16 protein-coding genes are annotated in these 16,816 nt (G+C 70.8%); 8 read left to right on the top strand and 8 right to left on the bottom strand.

The window, feature by feature from the left end:
- Positions 1 to 139 precede the first annotated feature (139 nt).
- The 5 genes from EWH70_RS15500 (at position 140) to EWH70_RS15480 (ending at position 7,217) form a co-directional block, all read left to right on the top strand.
- On the top strand, positions 140 to 1,873 hold the full coding sequence (locus EWH70_RS15500; protein ID WP_130476094.1) for a DEAD/DEAH box helicase: 1,734 nt from the start codon (positions 140 to 142) through the stop codon (positions 1,871 to 1,873).
- Between the two features lie 559 nt (positions 1,874 to 2,432).
- Positions 2,433 to 3,566: a sugar ABC transporter substrate-binding protein gene (locus EWH70_RS15495; protein WP_130476093.1), complete on the top strand. Its 1,134-nt coding sequence runs from the start codon at positions 2,433 to 2,435 to the stop codon at positions 3,564 to 3,566.
- A 76-nt stretch (positions 3,567 to 3,642) separates the two neighbouring features.
- Positions 3,643 to 4,416 (top strand): ATP-binding cassette domain-containing protein, encoded by a 774-nt coding sequence (locus EWH70_RS15490; protein WP_130476092.1) that lies wholly within the window; start codon positions 3,643 to 3,645, stop codon positions 4,414 to 4,416.
- A 181-nt stretch (positions 4,417 to 4,597) separates the two neighbouring features.
- Positions 4,598 to 6,022 carry a sugar ABC transporter permease gene (locus tag EWH70_RS15485; protein ID WP_130476091.1) on the top strand — a complete coding sequence of 475 codons (1,425 nt, stop codon included), beginning with the start codon at positions 4,598 to 4,600 and terminating at the stop codon, positions 6,020 to 6,022.
- A 25-nt stretch (positions 6,023 to 6,047) separates the two neighbouring features.
- Positions 6,048 to 7,217: an ROK family transcriptional regulator gene (locus EWH70_RS15480; RefSeq protein WP_165436285.1), complete on the top strand. Its 1,170-nt coding sequence runs from the start codon at positions 6,048 to 6,050 to the stop codon at positions 7,215 to 7,217.
- Positions 7,218 to 7,290: 73 nt separating this feature from the next.
- Here the strand turns inward: EWH70_RS15480 and EWH70_RS15475 are convergent, their stop codons facing one another.
- Complete coding sequence (locus tag EWH70_RS15475; protein ID WP_130476089.1) at positions 7,291 to 7,587, bottom strand: hypothetical protein; 297 nt, start codon at positions 7,585 to 7,587, stop codon at positions 7,291 to 7,293.
- A gap of 147 nt (positions 7,588 to 7,734) precedes the next feature.
- Positions 7,735 to 7,917 carry a DUF7455 domain-containing protein gene (locus tag EWH70_RS15470; RefSeq protein ID WP_130476088.1) on the bottom strand — a complete coding sequence of 61 codons (183 nt, stop codon included), beginning with the start codon at positions 7,915 to 7,917 and terminating at the stop codon, positions 7,735 to 7,737.
- A 353-nt stretch (positions 7,918 to 8,270) separates the two neighbouring features.
- On the opposite strand from EWH70_RS15470, the gene EWH70_RS15465 reads away from it, so the two are divergent.
- Positions 8,271 to 9,626, top strand: a complete 1,356-nt coding sequence (locus EWH70_RS15465) for a type I glutamate--ammonia ligase (RefSeq protein ID WP_130476087.1) — start codon at positions 8,271 to 8,273, stop codon at positions 9,624 to 9,626.
- The gene (locus tag EWH70_RS15460; RefSeq protein WP_240687017.1) at positions 9,623 to 10,462 is read left to right on the top strand and encodes a DUF6885 family protein; all 840 of its coding nucleotides are present in this window, start codon (positions 9,623 to 9,625) and stop codon (positions 10,460 to 10,462) included. The genes EWH70_RS15465 and EWH70_RS15460 overlap by 4 nt, the downstream gene beginning before the upstream one ends.
- Here EWH70_RS15460 and EWH70_RS15455 read toward each other — a convergent pair.
- The 3 genes from EWH70_RS15455 to EWH70_RS15445 are packed head-to-tail and all read right to left on the bottom strand — an operon-like array spanning position 10,451 to position 13,164.
- Entirely contained in the window at positions 10,451 to 11,308 is an 858-nt protein-coding gene (locus EWH70_RS15455) for an amidohydrolase family protein (protein WP_130476086.1), read from the bottom strand. The genes EWH70_RS15460 and EWH70_RS15455 overlap by 12 nt on opposite strands.
- A 9-nt stretch (positions 11,309 to 11,317) precedes the next feature.
- Positions 11,318 to 11,965 carry a response regulator gene (locus tag EWH70_RS15450; RefSeq protein WP_130476085.1) on the bottom strand — a complete coding sequence of 216 codons (648 nt, stop codon included), beginning with the start codon at positions 11,963 to 11,965 and terminating at the stop codon, positions 11,318 to 11,320.
- A complete protein-coding gene (locus tag EWH70_RS15445; protein WP_130476084.1) occupies positions 11,962 to 13,164 on the bottom strand; it encodes a sensor histidine kinase in 1,203 nt (400 codons plus the stop codon). The genes EWH70_RS15450 and EWH70_RS15445 overlap by 4 nt, the downstream gene beginning before the upstream one ends.
- Positions 13,165 to 13,238: 74 nt before the next feature.
- Between EWH70_RS15445 and EWH70_RS15440 the strand changes: the two genes are divergently transcribed.
- Complete coding sequence (locus EWH70_RS15440) at positions 13,239 to 13,631, top strand: hypothetical protein (protein WP_130476270.1); 393 nt, start codon at positions 13,239 to 13,241, stop codon at positions 13,629 to 13,631.
- Position 13,632: 1 nt separating this feature from the next.
- Here the strand turns inward: EWH70_RS15440 and EWH70_RS15435 are convergent, their stop codons facing one another.
- The 3 genes from EWH70_RS15435 to ppgK all read right to left on the bottom strand — a co-directional run bounded on the left by EWH70_RS15435 (position 13,633) and on the right by ppgK (position 16,725).
- On the bottom strand, positions 13,633 to 14,070 hold the full coding sequence (locus EWH70_RS15435; protein WP_130476083.1) for a nitroreductase/quinone reductase family protein: 438 nt from the start codon (positions 14,068 to 14,070) through the stop codon (positions 13,633 to 13,635).
- 117 nt (positions 14,071 to 14,187) lie between these two features.
- Entirely contained in the window at positions 14,188 to 15,627 is a 1,440-nt protein-coding gene (locus tag EWH70_RS15430; RefSeq protein WP_130476082.1) for an RNA polymerase sigma factor, read from the bottom strand.
- A 336-nt stretch (positions 15,628 to 15,963) separates the two neighbouring features.
- Positions 15,964 to 16,725, bottom strand: coding sequence for a polyphosphate--glucose phosphotransferase (gene ppgK, locus EWH70_RS15425; protein WP_130476081.1), 762 nt, complete (start codon positions 16,723 to 16,725; stop codon positions 15,964 to 15,966).
- Positions 16,726 to 16,816 lie beyond the last annotated feature (91 nt).

The following is a 16,816-nucleotide window of genomic DNA, read 5'->3' as shown; positions in this document are numbered from 1 at the left end:
CCCCGCGACGGCGTGCCGTCGGCGAGCGTTGTCGGTGCCGGGCGGTAAACTCGGCCGAGCGCCCTCACCGGCCCGGCGATGTTGCCGGCACCTTCGTGGGGGCCTTCGCATGTAGTTCGAGGGGAGTGGGGACGGCACAGTGCCTGAGAGCGTGCTCGGTGCGCCGCCGGCGCAGCAAGACTCCACGGCCAGGCCGCTGCGGGCCTGGCAGCGGCGTGCGCTGACCAGGTACCTGACCAGCAAGCCGCAGGACTTCCTGGCCGTGGCGACGCCCGGTGCGGGCAAGACCGTGTTCGGCCTGCGGATCGCGGCCGAGCTGCTGTCGGACCGCACGATCCAGGCCGTCACGATCGTCACGCCGACCGAGCACCTCAAGCACCAGTGGGCGGCCTCGGCCGCCGCGGCCGGTATCGCCATCGACTCGAACTTCCGCAACACCACCGGCGTCACCTCCAGTGACTACCAGGGCGTCGCGCTGACGTATGCCCAGGTCGCCGCCCACCCGACACTGCACCGGGTGCGCACGGAGAACCGCAAGACGCTGGTGATCCTTGACGAGATCCACCACGGCGGCGACGCGAAGTCCTGGGGCGACGCCATCCGCGAGGCGTTCACCCCCGCGGTGCGCAGGCTGGCCCTGACCGGTACGCCGTTCCGCAGCGACGACTCGCCGATCCCGTTCGTCAGCTACGAGCCGGACGGCTCCGGGGCGCTGCGCAGCAAGGCCGACCACACCTACGGCTACGCCGACGCGCTGGCCGACGGCGTCGTCCGGCCGGTGGTGTTCCTGGCCTACTCCGGCGAGGCGTCCTGGCGCACCAGCGCGGGGGAGGAGTTCACCGCCCGGCTGGGTGAGCCGCTGACCGCCGAGCAGAACGCCAGGGCCTGGCGGACGGCGCTGGATCCCGGCGGCGAGTGGATCCCCGCTGTCCTGCAGGCCGCCGACACCCGGCTCACCCAGCTGCGACTCGGCGGCATCCCGGACGCCGGTGGCCTGGTCATCGCGACGGACCAGGATTCGGCGCGGGCGTACGCCAAGCTGCTGCAGCGGATCTCCGGCGAGGCCCCGGCGGTGGTGCTGTCCGACGATCCGAAGGCGTCCGCCCGGATCGGCGAGTTCGCCGAGTCGACCGAGCGCTGGCTGGTCGCGGTCCGCATGGTGTCCGAGGGCGTCGACGTCCCCCGGCTGGCGGTCGGCGTGTACGCCACCAGCGCGTCCACCCCGCTGTTCTTCGCGCAGGCCATCGGCCGGTTCGTGCGGGCGCGGCGCAAGGGGGAGACGGCCAGCGTGTTCCTGCCCAGCGTCCCGGTGCTGCTGGAACTGGCCAGCGAGCTGGAGGCCGAGCGCGACCACGTGCTGGGCAAGCCGCACCGGGAGAAGGACGGCTGGGACGACGAGCTGCTGGTCCAGGCCAACCGCACCGAGGACGAGCCCGGCGAGGAGGAGAAGGCGTTCACGTCGCTGGGTGCTTCGGCCGAGCTGGACCAGGTGATCTACGACGGCAACTCGTTCGGCACGGCGGTGTTCTCCGGTAGCGAGGAGGAGCAGGAGTACCTCGGCCTGCCCGGCCTGCTGGAGCCCGATCAGGTGCGGGCGCTGCTGCGCAAGCGGCAGGAGGAGCAGCTCGCCGACGCGAAGAAGCGCAAGCCCGCGCAGGAGGCGCCGGTCGAGGTCAAGCCGCGGTCGGTGTCCGAGCGGCAGGCCGCGTTGCGCAAGGAGCTGAACGCGCTGGTCGGCATGTACCACCACCGCACCGGCAAGCCGCACGGCGCCATCCACAACGAGCTGCGCAAGGCCTGCGGCGGCCCGCCCACCGCGATGGCCACCCTGGAGCAGCTCGAAGAGCGAGTCGTCACTCTCCGTTCCTGGTAGCCGCGTCCGCCTCAACGTCGTGGTGAGTGGCCCGTTGGCGCCGCGTCCGATGCCGTGAGGCCCCGGCAAAGTCGGGAGTCGTGGTGGTGCGGGAGCGTGGAGTTCGCGTGCTGGAGCGTGGGACTCGCGTGCACGACGGTGGGACTCGCGGGTCGGGAACGGAGGACTCGCGCGAACGGCCCGTTCACGCGCGGGCGACCGGCACGGAGTGAGAGCCGGGTCCACATGGTGAGTTCTGCGCTCACGCACGCGAGTTCTGCGTTCCGGCACGCGAGTTCTACGTTGCGGCACGCGAGTTCCACGCTCGAGACCAGCCACCTCGTCTGCCCGCGACCGGACTTTGCCGGTGCCCAGGCGTCTGATGCCGTGAGGGCTCCCTTCACGAGCCCTGACGCCGGGGCGGGCCGTTGCCAAACCGTAGTCTGCGATGTCCGCTTAATCGATTCAGCGCTCTTCCGATCGTGGGCGAGGCGACATATGTTGTCGCCCACAACATTTGCGTGACGAGGCGCAGCGCAGTCCCCGGCCAGCCTCGACCGCAGGATCCGGAAGGACGACGATGCGTAGAAGGACACTTGCCCTCTTCGCCGCGGCGGCGAGCGTCACGCTCACGCTGACGGCCTGCGGGGCCAACACCGCCCAGCAGCAGCCCGCGAGCCAGCCGGAGGCCAACTCGGCGGCCCCGGCCCCCGGCTCGCTGGGCAAGGTCGGCGTGGTGCTGCCGGAGACCAAGACCTCCGCCCGCTGGGAGGGCTTCGACAAGCCCATGCTGGAGAAGGCGCTGCGCGACCAGGGCTTCGAGCCGGACGTGCAGAACGCCCAGGGTGACGTGCAGAAGTTCAGCACCCTGGCCGACGGCATGATCGCGCAGGGCGTCAAGGTCCTGATCATCGCCGCCATCAACAGCGAGGTCGGCAACCAGGTCGCCACCAAGGCCCGCAACGCCGGTATCCCCACCATCGACTACGACCGCCTCAACCTCGGCGGCAGCTCGGACTACTACGTCTCCTTCGACAACGTGAAGGTCGGCGAACTGCAGGGCACCGGCCTCGCCCAGGCGCTGAAGGACAAGCCGGGCGCGCAGGTCATCGAGATCGAGGGCGCCCCGACCGACAACAACGCCACCCTGTTCTACGAGGGCCAGCAGAAGGTCCTCGCGCCCAAGTACGCCAGCGGTGAGCTGAAGCTGGTCCAGAAGCAGGCCATCGACGAGTGGGACAACCAGAAGGGCGGCCAGACCTTCGAGCAGATCCTCACCGGCAACGGCGGCAAGGTCGACGGTGTCGTCGCCGCCAACGACGGCCTCGCCGGCGCGATCATCACCGTGCTGAAGAAGAACGGCCTCAACGGCAAGGTCCCGGTGACCGGCCAGGACGCCACCGCCGACGGCCTCAAGGCCATCCTGCGCGGCGACCAGTACATGACCGTCTTCAAGCCGATCATCCAGGAGGCCGAGGCCGCCGCGAAGCTGGCCGCCGCGCTGGCCAAGGGTGACAAGGCCGCGGCCGACGCGCTGGCCACCGGCGTCAGCAAGGACCCGAAGGGCAACCGTGACGTCAAGTCCGTGCTGCTGGAGCCGCAGCTGATCACCAAGGCTGAGGTCAAGAAGGTCGTCGACGAGGGCTACATCAAGGCGACCGAGATCTGCGCGGGCGACCTGCAGCCGGTGTGCTCCGAGCTGAAGATCCAGTAACCATCCCGAACCCCGGGACGGGGCGCGGCATCCCCCGAGACCCGCGCCCCGTCCCGCTCCACAGCACGGAGAACCCATGAGTGATCCGATCCTCGAACTCCACAAGGTGAACAAGAGCTTCGGCGCCGTCCACGTCCTGCACGACGTGGACTTCGCCGTGCGGGCCGGTGAGGTCACCGCACTGGTCGGCGACAACGGCGCCGGCAAGTCGACACTGGTCAAGTGCATCGCCGGGATCCACCCGACCGATTCGGGCCGGGTCACGTTCGGCGGCGAGGAGGTGCACATCCGCGGGCCCAAGGACGCGGCCGGGCTCGGCATCGAGGTCGTCTACCAGGACCTCGCGCTGGCCGACAACCTGGACATCGTGCAGAACATGTTCCTCGGCCGCGAGCGTGGCGGCTCCTGGCTGCTCGACGAGGCCAGCATGGAGCAGGCCGCCCGCGACACCCTGGCCTCGCTCTCGGTGCGCACGGTCAAGTCGGTCCGCACGCCGGTCTCGGCGCTGTCCGGCGGCCAGCGGCAGACAGTGGCCATCGCCAAGTCGGTGTTGTGGGACAGCAAGGTCGTGCTGCTCGACGAGCCGACCGCGGCGCTCGGCGTCGCGCAGACCCGGCAGGTGCTCGACCTGGTCCGCAGGCTTGCCGAGCAGGGCCTCGGCGTGGTGCTGATCAGCCACAACATGGCCGACGTCTTCGAGGTCGCCGACCGCATCGCCGTGCTGTACCTGGGCCGCATGGTCGCCGAGGTGCACACCAAGCACGTCACCCACGGACAGGTCGTCGAGCTGATCACCGCGGGACGGTCCGGCGACCTCGGCCTGGCCCGTCCCGAAGCCGCCGTCATTTAGTGATCACGATCGGAAGTCTGTCGGGGGTCTCGGCGGCCCAGCTTCCCGCTGGGCGCACGGCCGGAAGACCCGAGTACGACACCGGTACGAGGGTCTCCCGGCCGCACTCCCAGCAGAAACCTGGTTCCACCGAATACCCCCCACGAACCTCCGATCGCAACCACCAAGGAACGCAGACCCCATGACCGAAACACCCACCAAACCCGCGCCCGGTGGCGCCGCCATCGCCGACTTCGGCATCGACACCACGTCGATGTCCACCTCGGAGGCGGTGAAGGACTACTTCGTCCGGCTGCGCTCCGGCCAGCTAGGGTCGCTGCCCGCGTTGCTCGGGCTCGTCGTCCTCGTCGCCGTGTTCGCCGGCCTGTCCGACGTCTTCCTGTCCCTGAACAACATCGCCAACCTGCTCGCCCAGGGCGCGGGCCAGACCATCATCGCGATGGGCATCGTGTTCGTCCTGCTGCTCGGCGAGATCGACCTGTCCGCGGGCACCGCGTCCGGCGTCTGCGCGGCGGTGATGGCGCTGCACTTCGTCGGCAACGGCAACCTGCTCGGCGGCATGGGCACCGGCGTCTTCTACATCACGCTCGGCGTGCTGGCCCTCGGCGCGCTGCTCGCGTTGCTGCTGCGGATCTGGGCGGGCGCGGTGATGTCGGTCGGCGCGATCGTGATCGCGCTGTCGGGTGTCCCGGCCAACCCGTGGATCGAGATGCTGCTGGCCGTCTGCGTCGGCACCGCCATCGGCTGCATCACCGGCTTCCTGGTCTCCAAGATCGGCATGCCGTCGTTCGTGGTGACCCTGGCGCTGTTCCTGGCCTGGCAGGGCGTCATCCTGCAGTACATCGGCGACGGCGGGGTGCTCGGCATCAGCTCGTCGCCGGTGCTGGACAAGGTCGCCAACGGCAACCTGTCCACGACCGGCAGCTGGCTGCTGTTCGTCGTCGCCGCCGGCGGGTTCGCCGCGGTGACGCTGGGCAGGCACTTCTCCCGGCTCCGCCGCGGACTGGTCACCCAGCCGACCCCGCTGGTGCTGTTCAAGGTCGGCACGCTGGCCGTGCTCGGCGCCGTGGTGACCTACCTGCTCACGCTGAACCGCGCACCCACGCCGACCATCGTCATCTCCGGCGTGCCCTACGTCGTGCCGATCGTGCTCGCGCTGCTGGCCATCGGGACCTACGTGCTCAACCGCACCCGCTACGGCAGGCACATCTACGCCGTCGGCGGCAACCGGGAGGCCGCGCGGCGGGCCGGGGTCAACGTCACCAAGATCCGCGCCAGCGCGTTCGTCATCTGCTCGTCGGTGGCGGCCATCGGCGCGATCGTCTACTCGTCGAAGGTCGGTTCGGTCGACCCGCAGGCCGGTGGCCTGAACACGCTGCTGTTCGCGGTCGGCGCCGCGGTCATCGGCGGGACGTCGCTGTTCGGTGGCAAGGGCCGGGTGGTCGACGCGGTGATCGGTGGTGCGGTGCTTGCCGTGGTGTCCAACGGTCTCGGCCTGCTCAAGCAGCCCGCCGCCGTGGTGTCCATCGTCACCGGTCTGGTGCTGCTGCTGGCCGCGACGGTGGATGCCCTGTCCCGCCGCCGCGCGGCGGTCGCACCGCGCTGACCGGCGTCATGGGACGATACTGCCCGTGACCAGCACACCCGTTGCCCGACCCGACGAGGTGCGCCGGCACAACCGCACGACCTTGCTGCGGCTGCTCCACGTGGGCGGCCCGTGCACGCGCGCGGCGCTGGCAACGGAGCTCGGCCTCAACCGCAGCACCATCAAGACGCTGGTGGACAGCCTCGCCGAGGCCGGGGTGGTGGAGGAACGCGTGCCCCGGCCCGGCCGGGGCGCGGGTCGTCCTTCGCTGCTGGTGCTGCCGCAGCCGCAGGCCGCGGTGGTGCTGGCCGTCGACGTCCAGGTCGAACACGTGGCGATCGCCCTCGTCGGGCTCGGCGGCCAGATCCTCGGCCGCAACAGCTGGAACCTGCGTGGCCGGTCCAGCGAGCCCGACGAGGTGATCACCCACGTCATCGAGTCGGCCGGCATGCTCGCCGCCGACCTCGACGTGAAGGCGGTCGGGGTGGGCGTGTCGGTGCCCGGTGTCGTCCGGCGCTCGGACGGGCTCGTGCACCAGGCGCCCAACCTGCGGTGGACCGACGTCGCGCTGGGCGAGCGGCTGCGCTCGGTGCTGCGGATCCCGGTGCTGGTCGGCAACGACGCCGAGCTGGGCGCCGTCGCCGAGCATCTGCGCGGCGTGGCCAAGGGCGCGTCGGACGCGGTGTACATCTCGGCCGACGTCGGCGTCGGCGGCGGCGTCATCGCCGACGGCTCGTCGCTGCGGGGCGCGACCGGCTACGTCGGCGAGATCGGGCACATGGTGGTGAATCCCCAGGGCCGCGACTGCTACTGCGGCAGCCGCGGCTGCTGGGAGACCGAGGTCGGCGAGGCGGGCCTGCGCCGCGCGCTGGGCCTGCCCGAGGTGACGCCGCGGGGTGCCGTGATCGTGGAACTGCGGGAGCTGGGCCGCGACCCGGCCGCCGCGATGGAGCGGCTGGGCGAGTTCGCCGAGTGGCTGACCCTCGGCCTGGTCAACGTCGTCAACCTGCTCGGGCCGCAGCTGGTGATCCTCGGCGAGCTGTTCACGGCGCTGCCCGAGGTGGTCATCGACCACGTCACCGAGCAGGTGCACCGCCGCAGTATGGTGTCGCGGGCCGTGGGCGGCACCCGGATCGCCACCTCGGCGCTGGGCGCCGACGTGAAGCTCCTCGGCGCCGCCGAGGTCGCCTTCGAAGGCGTCCTGGACACGGTGTAGAAGCCGTGAAGGCCACCTTCACCACGTCTCACGTGATGAAGGTGGCCTTCACGAGCAGCCGGCGGTAGAGCGGTCAGCACTCGCGCAGGTAGCGGGCTCCGTTGATCAGGCCGCCGAAGCCGATGCCGGTCAGCCCGACGGGCACACAACGCTGTTCGTTGTCGGCGAACTTCCAGTCGATCTCGATCAGGTCGGAACCGGGACCGCAGTTGTTCCAGTACTGGTACCAGGTCGGCGGGAAGCCGCCGAGGGAGCCGCACGGGATGTTCTGGGCCTGGGCCGGCTCCTCGGCGTGGGCGCTGCTTCCCATGCCCGTCGCGAGCATTCCCACCGCGACGGTGGCGGCCACGACAGCGAACTTTCGACGCATCAACACTCCTGTCCGAAAACTTGCCGATAGGGCCAAGCTAGGCGGCAGGGCTTGCGTAACTCTTGCAACAGCCTGGTCAGGCTCGGAAACGAAACGAGCGGGAGCCCCTGCTGGGGACTCCCGCTCGTGTGGTGGACGGTGGGTGGGTCAGTTGCGGTCGATCTCCGCGTCCAGTTCCTTCAGCTTGCTCTCGTGCGCGCGGGCGTGGTGCCCGCAGAACAGGAGCTCGCCACCGGTGCGGAGGATCGCGCGTACCTGGGCCGCGGCCCCGCACCTGTCGCAGCGGTCCGCAGCGGTCAGTTCGGGGCGGGTGAGCGTCGGCGAAGTCATGGGAGTTCTCCCTCCGTCCCGGCACGGGCAGCGCCAGTGCCATCGATCCAGCAGCGAGGTCCGGCTGGTGCCTTCGTTCGCTGCCTCCACTCTTGCAGACGCATGGCGTGCCGCAAGTGTTCCCACGTGCGCGGATTGCGTGTGTCACGGAAATACCCCGGATGCCGTAGCCGAACACCTCCACCGCGCACCCAGTGCGACATTGGTGGTGAAACCGCAGGTCACAGCCCTGCGATGGCGGCAAGAGAATGGCCGAGCCGACCGCTTTGTTCGTTCTCAGCGAAATGGTCACAATTCGGCTCGCGGGGCCGTGGAGGTGACGGTCGACACGCACGGGCTGCCACGATGGTCCGATGACGAAGGCGGCTTCGGCGGCCGCGAAAGACCTCGCGGCCGCCGGTGTGACCGGCGTCCAGATCGCCTGGGCGGACAACAACGGCATCCCGCGGTCGCGGATCGTGCCGATCACCGGGCTGGCCGACGCCGCGGCCCGCGGTGTGGGCGTCACCACACTGTTCGCGGTGTTCGACACCCACGACGCCATCAGCTACGCCCACGAGGGCCTGTCGACGCCCTCCGGCGACGTACGGGTCGTCCCGGACATCGACCGCCTGCGCAGGCTCGCCGGCCAGCCCGCGCTCGCCTGGGCGCCGGGAACGATCGTGCGCGGCGAGGACGGCGGCCCGTGGCCGTACTGCCAGCGCACCCTGCTGACCGGCGCCGTGACGGCCGCCGCCCGCCGCGGCTACCACCTGCGGGCGGGCTACGAGCTGGAGTTCGCCGTCGCGCCGGCCGGCAGCCCGGACGTGGCGTCCGCCCCCGGTCACCCCGGCCCCGCCTACAGCCCGCACGCCCTGATCCCGCTGGACGACTTCGTCGCCGCGCTGCTGCACGACCTGGCGGGCAACGGCCTGCGGGTCGGCCAGCTGCACGCCGAGTACGGCCTCGCGCAGCTGGAGCTGAGCCTGTCCGCCACCGACCCGGTGGCCGCGGCCGACGACCAGCTGCTGGCCAGGCAGACCATCCACGCCGCCGCACACGCCTGCGGCCTGCGGGTGAGCTTCGCCCCGCTGGTCGACGCGAACGCGGCGGGCAACGGCTGGCACCTGCATACCTCGCTGTGGCGGGACGGCCACAACCTGCTCGCCGGCAGCGACGGGCCGGGCCCCGCCGGGGCCGCCTACCTGGCCGGCCTGCTGCGTGACCTGCCCGCGCTGACCGCCGTCACCGCCCCGAGCGTGCCGTCCACCCTGCGGCTGCGGCCCGGCTACTTCGCCAGCGCCTACGCCTTCTGGGGCGTGCAGAACCGGGAGGCGCCGCTGCGGTACGTCCCCGGCACGCCCTACCTCGGCGCCGAGCACGCGAACGTCGAACTCAAGCCGTCCGACGCGTCGGCCAACCCCTACCTCGCGCTCGCGGCCGTCCTGACCTGCGGTCTGGCCGGGGTGGACGACCAGCTGGTCCCGCCGAACCCGGTCGACGCCGACCCGGGCACCTGGACCGCCCGCCGCCGCAAGTCCCACGGCATCGAACGTCTGCCGACCGGTCCGGCCGAGCAGGCGGCCGCGCTGGCCGCCTCGGCACGCGTCAGCGGTACGTTGGGGGCAGAGCTGCTCGGTGCGTTCCAGGCCGCCCGTGCGTCCGACCTGGCCTGGGCACAGGGCAAGACCGTCGACGAGATCGTCGCAGCCCACCTGTGGAGGTACTGATCGCAACCGGGGTACGCGCGGACGAGGCACCGCGGCTGGCCGACGTCGCCACCTGGCTGCCCGGAGCCGCCGGGCTGATCGCCGCCGCCCGCGCCGAGCTGCCGCAGAAGAACGGGCTGTGCGGGCCGTTCACCGCGCTCGCCGCCCTGCGTGCCGCCGGGTTCGCGGTGGCGGACCAGGACGAGGTCGCGCTCGCGGCCGGCAGCGTCGACCACGAGGGCGGGCCGCCCAGCTGGCCCGAGGGGGAGCGGGGGCGCGCCGACTTCCGCGTCCGGCTGCCCGCCTCGGCCGACCCCGACGCGTCCGGTACCTCTGCCGCGGGTGTCGCGCTGGCCGTCGAGCGCCTGTCCGGTGGGGCACTGGCCGCCGTACCCGCGAGCGGCGACTGGACGCCGGACGCCGTACAGCGGCTGCTCACCGGACTCGGCAGGCTCGACGGTGTCGCGGTGATCGCGAACGTCGCCACCGCCGAGTTCGGCGCGCACGACACCCCGGAACGGGCGCTGTGGGACTACCTCGACGGCGGGCTGCCGCCCCTGTGGTCCTCGCGCTGGCGGGTCGGGCACTTCGTGTTGCTCACCGGGCTCGTGACCGGGTCCGGCGGCGCCGTCGTGTCCGTAATGGACACCTATCCTTCACTGGGGGACAACGGCCTGCACTGGCAGACCGTCGAACGCGTCGCCGCGGCACTGAACCGCGACGGCATGACGCCCGGCGGTGTGCTGGCCGTCGTCGCGGACGGCGACGCGGCCGCCGCGCGCCGCGCGGTGACCGTCGCGGGGCTGCGGCAGCGGTTGTGGGACAACGGCAGCCCGGCGCCGGAGTCAGCCGGGTAGCGACACGCCGTAGAACCGTTCACCGTTGCCGTGCCAGAAACCGTCGGTCTCGGTGAGGCCGATGCGGTGCAGCAGGGTTCCGGCGAGCTTGACCACGTCGGCGTACTCGGCAGCCAGGCGGCACACCGGCCAGTCGCTGCCGAACAGCACCCGGTCGGGCCCGAACTCCTCGAACACGAACTCGGTGTACGGCACGAACCTCGAGGGTGTCCACTGTGGACCGACTTCGGTGACCATGCCGGAGAGCTTGCACACGGTGCCGGGCCGCCGCGCGAAGCGGGCCAGCCACTCCCGCCAGTCGCCGTCGGTTCCCCAGTCGTAGCCGGGCTTGGACAGGTGGTTGATCACCACCGGCAGCTCGGGGACCTCGGCCAGTGCCCGGTAGGCGGCAGGCAGCTGGTGGGGCAGGGTCAGCGCCTCGAACCGCAGGCCCAGCTCGGCCATGGCGCGCAGCGCGGTACGGACCGTGGGCGTGGTGATCCACTCGGGGTCGGGCAGGTCCTGGATCATCGGCCGGATCGCCAGCAGCAGCGGGTCGGCGGCCAGGCCGGCCAGCACGTCCGGCGCCCCGCGGTCGTCCAGCGCGGCCCAGCCGGTGACGCCGACGAGGAAGTCGGTGTCCCGCGCCAGCTCCAGCAGGTACCGCGTCTCCTGGACACTCGGCGCGGCCTGCACCACGATCGTCGCCCCGACGCCGGTCCGCTCGAGTTCCGGGCGCAGCCGTCCGGGCAGGTACTCCTCGCGCAGCGGGCCGTCGTCCGGCATCCACGGATAGTCGCCCCGCTCGATGCGGTCGAGGCTCCAGAGGTGCTGATGGGTGTCCAGCCGGGGAACGGGCGCCGCCATGCGATCACGCTACCCGGTCAACCCGGCCTCCTGGGCCAGAATCGCGGCCTGTACCCGGGATCGGAGATCGAGTTTGGTCAGCACCCGCGACACGTGGGTCTTCACCGTGGTCTCGCCGATGAACAGCCGGGTGGCGATCTGCGCGTTGGACAGCCCCTGCCCGATGCAGGCCAGCACCTCGCGTTCGCGGCCGGTCAACTCGTCGAGACCGGCCGGCCGGGTAGTCTCCCGCTCCGGCGCGCTGGCGAACGCGGAGATCAGCTTCCTGGTGATCTGCGGTGCCAGCACGCCCTCACCCGCGGCCACCAGCCGGACCGCCTCGACCAGTTTCGCCGCCTCCACCGACTTCAGCAGGAACCCGGCGGCACCGGCCCGCAGCGCCGCGTAGACGTACTCGTCGAGATCGAACGTGGTCAGCACCAGCACCTGACCGAGCCCGGCGCCGGTCAGCTCGCGGGTGGCCGCGATGCCGTCCATGCCGGGCATGCGTACGTCCATCAGGGTGACATCCGGCTTGAGCGCACGAGCCTGCCGGATCGCCGTGGCGCCGTCGGCGGCCTCGCCGATCACCTCGATGCCCTCGGCGTTGTCGAGAATCATCACCAGCCCGGCGCGGATCGCGCCGTGGTCGTCGGCGACGAGTACTCGGATCGTCATGTCGCGGGTTCTCCCATCGGAAGCCTGGCCAGCACCCGCCACACCGAGTCGGCGGGACCGGCGGTGAACGTACCGCCGATGGCCTGCGCGCGCTCGCGCATGTTCAGCAGACCGTGCCCGAGGCCGCTGCCCGCCGCCCGGCCGGCGGGCAGCTCGTTGGTGACCTCGACGGTGAGCACCGCCTCGTCCCGGCGGATCGACACGGTGGCCGACCTGCCGGGGGCGTGCTTCACGGCGTTGGTGAGGGCTTCCTGCGCGATGCGGTAGGCGGTCAGGTCGACCGCGGCAGGCAGTTCGGCGGCGTCGTCGGCGCGGACCTCGACCGTCATCCCGCTGGCCCGCGCGGATTCGACCAGTTTGGACAGTTCGGTGAGCCGGGCGGGTGCGGTCGCCTCGTCGGTGGTGTCGTCGGCACGCAGCAGGCCGATCATGGCCCGCATCTCGGCCAGCGCGTCGACGCTGTTGGACCGCACCGACTCCAGCACCGCGCGGACGGTCTCCGGCTTGGCACTCGCGGCGATGGACAGGGCCGCCTCCGACTGGATGGCGATGGCGGAGAGGTGACCGGCGATGACGTCGTGCAGGTCGCGGGCCATCCGCGCCCGCTCGCCCGCGACGGCGGCCCGGCGGTCCAGTTCGGCGATCCTCGCCAGCTGGACGGCGTTGGCCCGCTCGGCCTCGGCGATCATCCGGTGCTGGCGGACGTTGGTCGCCCACCACACCGGCGTGATGATGAACGGGATGGAGACGAAGGTGGCCAGCACGGCGGCACGCCAGTCCGGTGCCACGATGAGCGCGGCGGTCGCGGCGGCGATGGTGCCGAACGCGGCGACGCCGATCATCACCCTGCTGGTGCGCCGGGAACCGTAGAGCGTGGCGGCGTAGAGGAAGTCCGACGCCACGATGAGCACCGGTGCCGACGTGCCCAGCACCGCGTCGACGGTCACCGGGATGGCGCTGAGCAGCAGGCTGAGCACCGGGGTGTGCCTGCGCAGCAGGGTGAGCAGGCACAGCGTGCCCAGCACGAGGAAGCGCGCCCACAGCGGGTGGGCGACGTCGGTGTTGAACACCGGGTAGACGTCGGTGGCGTAGAGGATCGCGCCCGCCCCGAAGAACCCCAGTGCGATGACGATGTCCTGGCGGAGCTGCGGCAGGCGGAGAAACCAGCTCAGCGGCGCGGCGGGGTCGAGCTTCGGCACGCGATCATCTCAGCACACCACCGGCCGCCACCGGGTCCTTCGAACTGATGACGATGCCGCGAGCTGGGCTTATGATGGCCTGGGTGACCGGTTTCCCGCTCACCAACCTGCTGCTGTACGCGGTCGTCGTACTGTCGCCCAGCCTGGCCTTCTGGCTGGTGCTGCGTGGCTGCGCGCTGGTCCGCCGGTGGCGGCAGCGGCGCAGGCCCACGGTGGCGGACGGCCCGCCGATCCAGGTGGTGGCGGCGGATCTGCGGCGGGTCCGCCGGTTGCTGGCGCAGTACGGTCCCGGCACTCCTGCGGCCAGGAGGCTGGGAGCCAGGCAGGCCTACGACGCGTTGCTGGTGCGGGCCTGCACGGCCGTCGGCGTCGAGCACCGGCTCGCCGAGGTGCCCGAGGGCATGGACCGCGACATCGAACGCCTCCGCGTCGAGGAGGCGCTGCGCGGCGCGGGCCTGGTCCTGTAGGTCAGGCCTGCTCGGGTGCTTCCAGGACGACCAGGGGAATCTCCCGGGACGTCTTCTTCTGGTAGGACGCGTAGTTGCTGTGGTCGGCGATGATCCGCGGCCACAGCTCGGCGCGTTCCTCGGCGGTGGCGACCCGGGCGCGCATCGGCCGGGCGGGCGCGCCCTGCAGTGCCACCTCGACGTCGGGGTTGTCCCGCAGGTTCAGAAACCACGCGGGATGGTGGTCGTCACCGCCGCGGGAGGCGACGACCACGATCCTGCCGTTCTCGTGCAGCGGCGTGGTCAGCATGACCGCGCGGCGCTGACCGGACTTGCGGCCGACGGTGGTCAGCTCCAGCACCGGCATGTTCGACACGTGCCAGCCCACGCGTTCGCCGGTGACCTTGAGCAGTACCCGGTGGACCCCGTTCATCAGCTTCAGAGCGATGTCGTGTGGCATACCGCTGAGCCTATGCCGTGTCCGCCTGGTGCCGCAGCCTCAAGCACGTGAAGGCCACCTTCACCACGTCTCACGTAATGAAGGTGGCCTTCACGTGCTTTGGGCCGTTGGCGCCGGTCAGTCCAGGTAGTCGCGCAGCACCTGGGAACGCGACGGGTGGCGCAGCTTCGACATCGTCTTCGATTCGATCTGCCGGATGCGCTCGCGGGTCACGCCGTACACTTGGCCGATCTCGTCCAGGGTGCGCGGCTGGCCGTCGGTGAGGCCGAACCGTAGCCGGACGACGCCGGCCTCGCGCTCGGACAGCGTCTGCAGCACCGACTGCAGCTGGTCCTGCAGCAGCGTGAACGACACCGCGTCGACCGCCACGACAGCTTCGCTGTCCTCGATGAAGTCACCGAGCTGCGAGTCGCCCTCGTCGCCGATGGTCTGGTCCAGCGAGATGGGTTCCCTGGCGTACTGCTGGATCTCCAGCACCTTCTCCGGGGAGATGTCCATCTCCTTGGCCAGCTCTTCCGGAGTCGGCTCGCGGCCGAGGTCCTGCAGCAGCTCACGCTGTATGCGGCCGAGCTTGTTGATCACCTCGACCATGTGCACCGGGATACGGATGGTGCGGGCCTGGTCGGCCATGGCGCGGGTGATGGCCTGCCGGATCCACCAGGTGGCGTAGGTGGAGAACTTGAAGCCCTTGGTGTAGTCGAACTTCTCGACCGCGCGGATCAGACCCAGGTTGCCCTCCTGGATCAGGTCCAGGAACGCCATGCCGCGGCCGGTGTAGCGCTTGGCCAGCGACACCACGAGCCGCAGGTTCGCCTCGAGCAGGTGGTACTTGGCGCGCTCGCCGTCGCGGACGATCCACTTGAGATCGCGCCGCATCTGGGTGGTGAGCTTCTCGCCCTCCTCCTCGGCGGTGCGCACGCGCTCGGCGGCGTAGAGCCCGGCCTCGATCCGCTTGGCCAGCTCCACCTCTTCCTCGGCGTTGAGCAGCGCGACCTTGCCGATCTGCTTGAGGTAGGCACGCACCGAGTCGGCCGAGGCGGTGAGCTCGGCGTCCTTGCGGGCCTGCCGCAGGACCTCCGACTCCTCCTCGTCCCAGACGAAGTCCGGGTCGTTGGACTTGCCCGACGACTTCGAGCTGGACTTCTCCGTACGGGCGGCCGGCGTGTCGTCGGAGTCGTCCTCGGCGTCCTCCTCGCCTTCCTCGGTCACCGTGGCGTCGACGACGTCGACCTCGACGGCTTCCAGGTCGGCAAGGTCGGCGTCGAGTGCCGCCTCGTCGATCTCCTCGCCGGCGCCGGGGCCGTCGGCGTCCGGCTCGTCGGACTTCGAGGTCGTCTTGGCGGCGGTCGTCTTGCGGGTACGCGTGGTCTTGGCCGGCGCCTTCTTCGCGCCCGCGGCCTTCGTGCCCGGCTTACGTGTCGCCTTCGGCTTGGTGGCCTCGCCCGTCGCGCCTGTGGAGTCGTCGGCTGTGGTGCCCGGCTCCTCGTCCTTCGCCGTCGAGGTCTTGGCGGCGCTGGTCTTGGTCCCGCCTCGGGTTGCGGTTTTTGCGGCTGCCACGTACGCCCTTTCACAGCGGTCGATCATGGCGAGCCGAGACACTGGCGCCTCGGCTGCCTCAAGTTCGGGGATCACCCTCCGGCCTGCGGTTTTGCCCTCCGCAGCCGTGGGCCGTGTTCCATTGTAACGACGTTCACCGGATGCGTCGCGAAGCGATCACCTTCGGCACGTCCCAGTGTCCCGAGCCAGAGGGCGGTGCGTAAGTCGGCGAGCCCAGGTTTCCGCTGGCAAGGCGCCGGTTCGCCCTCGTACTGGACCGTACTCGGGCGGGCCGGCAACGCCGCTAGCGGGAAGCTGGGCCCGTCGACTTACACAGCGAACTTCTGGCTCGGGACACTAGTGTTCGATCCCCTCGACCGCCGCCGCGGCCGCGCCGACGATGCCCGCGTTGTTCTGCAGCGACGCCACCAGCACGTTCGTCCGGATGTCGAGCAGCGGCACCCACTTCTCCGACTTCTTGCTGACCCCGCCGCCGACGATGAACAGATCCGGCCAGATCAGGTTCTCCAGCACGGTCAGATAACGGTTGACGCGCTTGGCCCACTCCGGATACGAGAGCCCCTCGTTGTCCTTCACCGACGCGGCCGCCTTCTTCTCCGCGTCGTGCCCGTCGACCTCCAGATGGCCGAACTCGGTGTTCGGCACGAGCTTGCCGTCGAGGAACACCGCGCTGCCGATGCCGGTGCCGAACGTCAGCAGTGCGGTCAGGCCCTTGCGCGCGGCCGGGTCGCCGAAGCGCATCTCGGCCATGCCGGCGGCGTCGGCGTCGTTGAGCATCGCGATGTCGTCCTCGGAGCGGCCCAGCCGCTTGGCGAACAACGCGTCGGCGTCGGTCCCGATCCAGCTCGGGTCGATGTTCGCGGCCGTGTGCGACACGCCCTTCTTGATCACCGCGGGAAGGGTGATGCCGACCGGGCCGTCCCAGCCGAAGTGCGTGACGATCTCGGCCACCACGTCCGCGACGGCGTCCGGTGTCGCCGGCCGGGGAGTGTCGATCCGGAGCCGGTCGCCAATGAGCTGGCCCTTCTCCAGGTCGACAAGAGCGCCCTTGATACCGCTGCCGCCGATGTCGATACCGAAACCTCGGGTCGCCGTCATTGGCGTGATCCCTTCCTACTCGATTCAGAAAGCCGGTCGAGAGACTTTAACGGGCTGTGGTCTGATGGTGTGGTGGGTGCTCTCGAGCAAA

This window comes from Amycolatopsis suaedae, assembly GCF_004214935.1.
In the GTDB taxonomy this organism is placed as follows: domain Bacteria; phylum Actinomycetota; class Actinomycetes; order Mycobacteriales; family Pseudonocardiaceae; genus Amycolatopsis; species Amycolatopsis suaedae.
Note: the sequence above shows the minus strand (reverse complement) of the source record. Positions and strands in the feature narration are given on the sequence as shown.

Excerpts from the sequence above, each read along its gene's own strand:
- EWH70_RS15495 (WP_130476093.1), top strand. The coding sequence starts at position 2,433 with ATGCGTAGAAGGACACTTGCCCTCTTCGCCGCGGCGGCGAGCGTCACG.
- EWH70_RS15490 (WP_130476092.1), top strand. The coding sequence starts at position 3,643 with ATGAGTGATCCGATCCTCGAACTCCACAAGGTGAACAAGAGCTTCGGC.
- EWH70_RS15485 (WP_130476091.1), top strand. The coding sequence starts at position 4,598 with ATGACCGAAACACCCACCAAACCCGCGCCCGGTGGCGCCGCCATCGCC.
- EWH70_RS15475 (WP_130476089.1), bottom strand. The coding sequence starts at position 7,587 with ATGCGTCGAAAGTTCGCTGTCGTGGCCGCCACCGTCGCGGTGGGAATG.
- EWH70_RS15470 (WP_130476088.1), bottom strand. The coding sequence starts at position 7,917 with ATGACTTCGCCGACGCTCACCCGCCCCGAACTGACCGCTGCGGACCGC.
- EWH70_RS15465 (WP_130476087.1), top strand. The coding sequence starts at position 8,271 with ATGACGAAGGCGGCTTCGGCGGCCGCGAAAGACCTCGCGGCCGCCGGT.
- EWH70_RS15455 (WP_130476086.1), bottom strand. The coding sequence starts at position 11,308 with ATGGCGGCGCCCGTTCCCCGGCTGGACACCCATCAGCACCTCTGGAGC.
- EWH70_RS15450 (WP_130476085.1), bottom strand. The coding sequence starts at position 11,965 with ATGACGATCCGAGTACTCGTCGCCGACGACCACGGCGCGATCCGCGCC.
- EWH70_RS15440 (WP_130476270.1), top strand. The coding sequence starts at position 13,239 with ATGGCCTGGGTGACCGGTTTCCCGCTCACCAACCTGCTGCTGTACGCG.
- EWH70_RS15435 (WP_130476083.1), bottom strand. The coding sequence starts at position 14,070 with ATGCCACACGACATCGCTCTGAAGCTGATGAACGGGGTCCACCGGGTA.
- ppgK (WP_130476081.1), bottom strand. The coding sequence starts at position 16,725 with ATGACGGCGACCCGAGGTTTCGGTATCGACATCGGCGGCAGCGGTATC.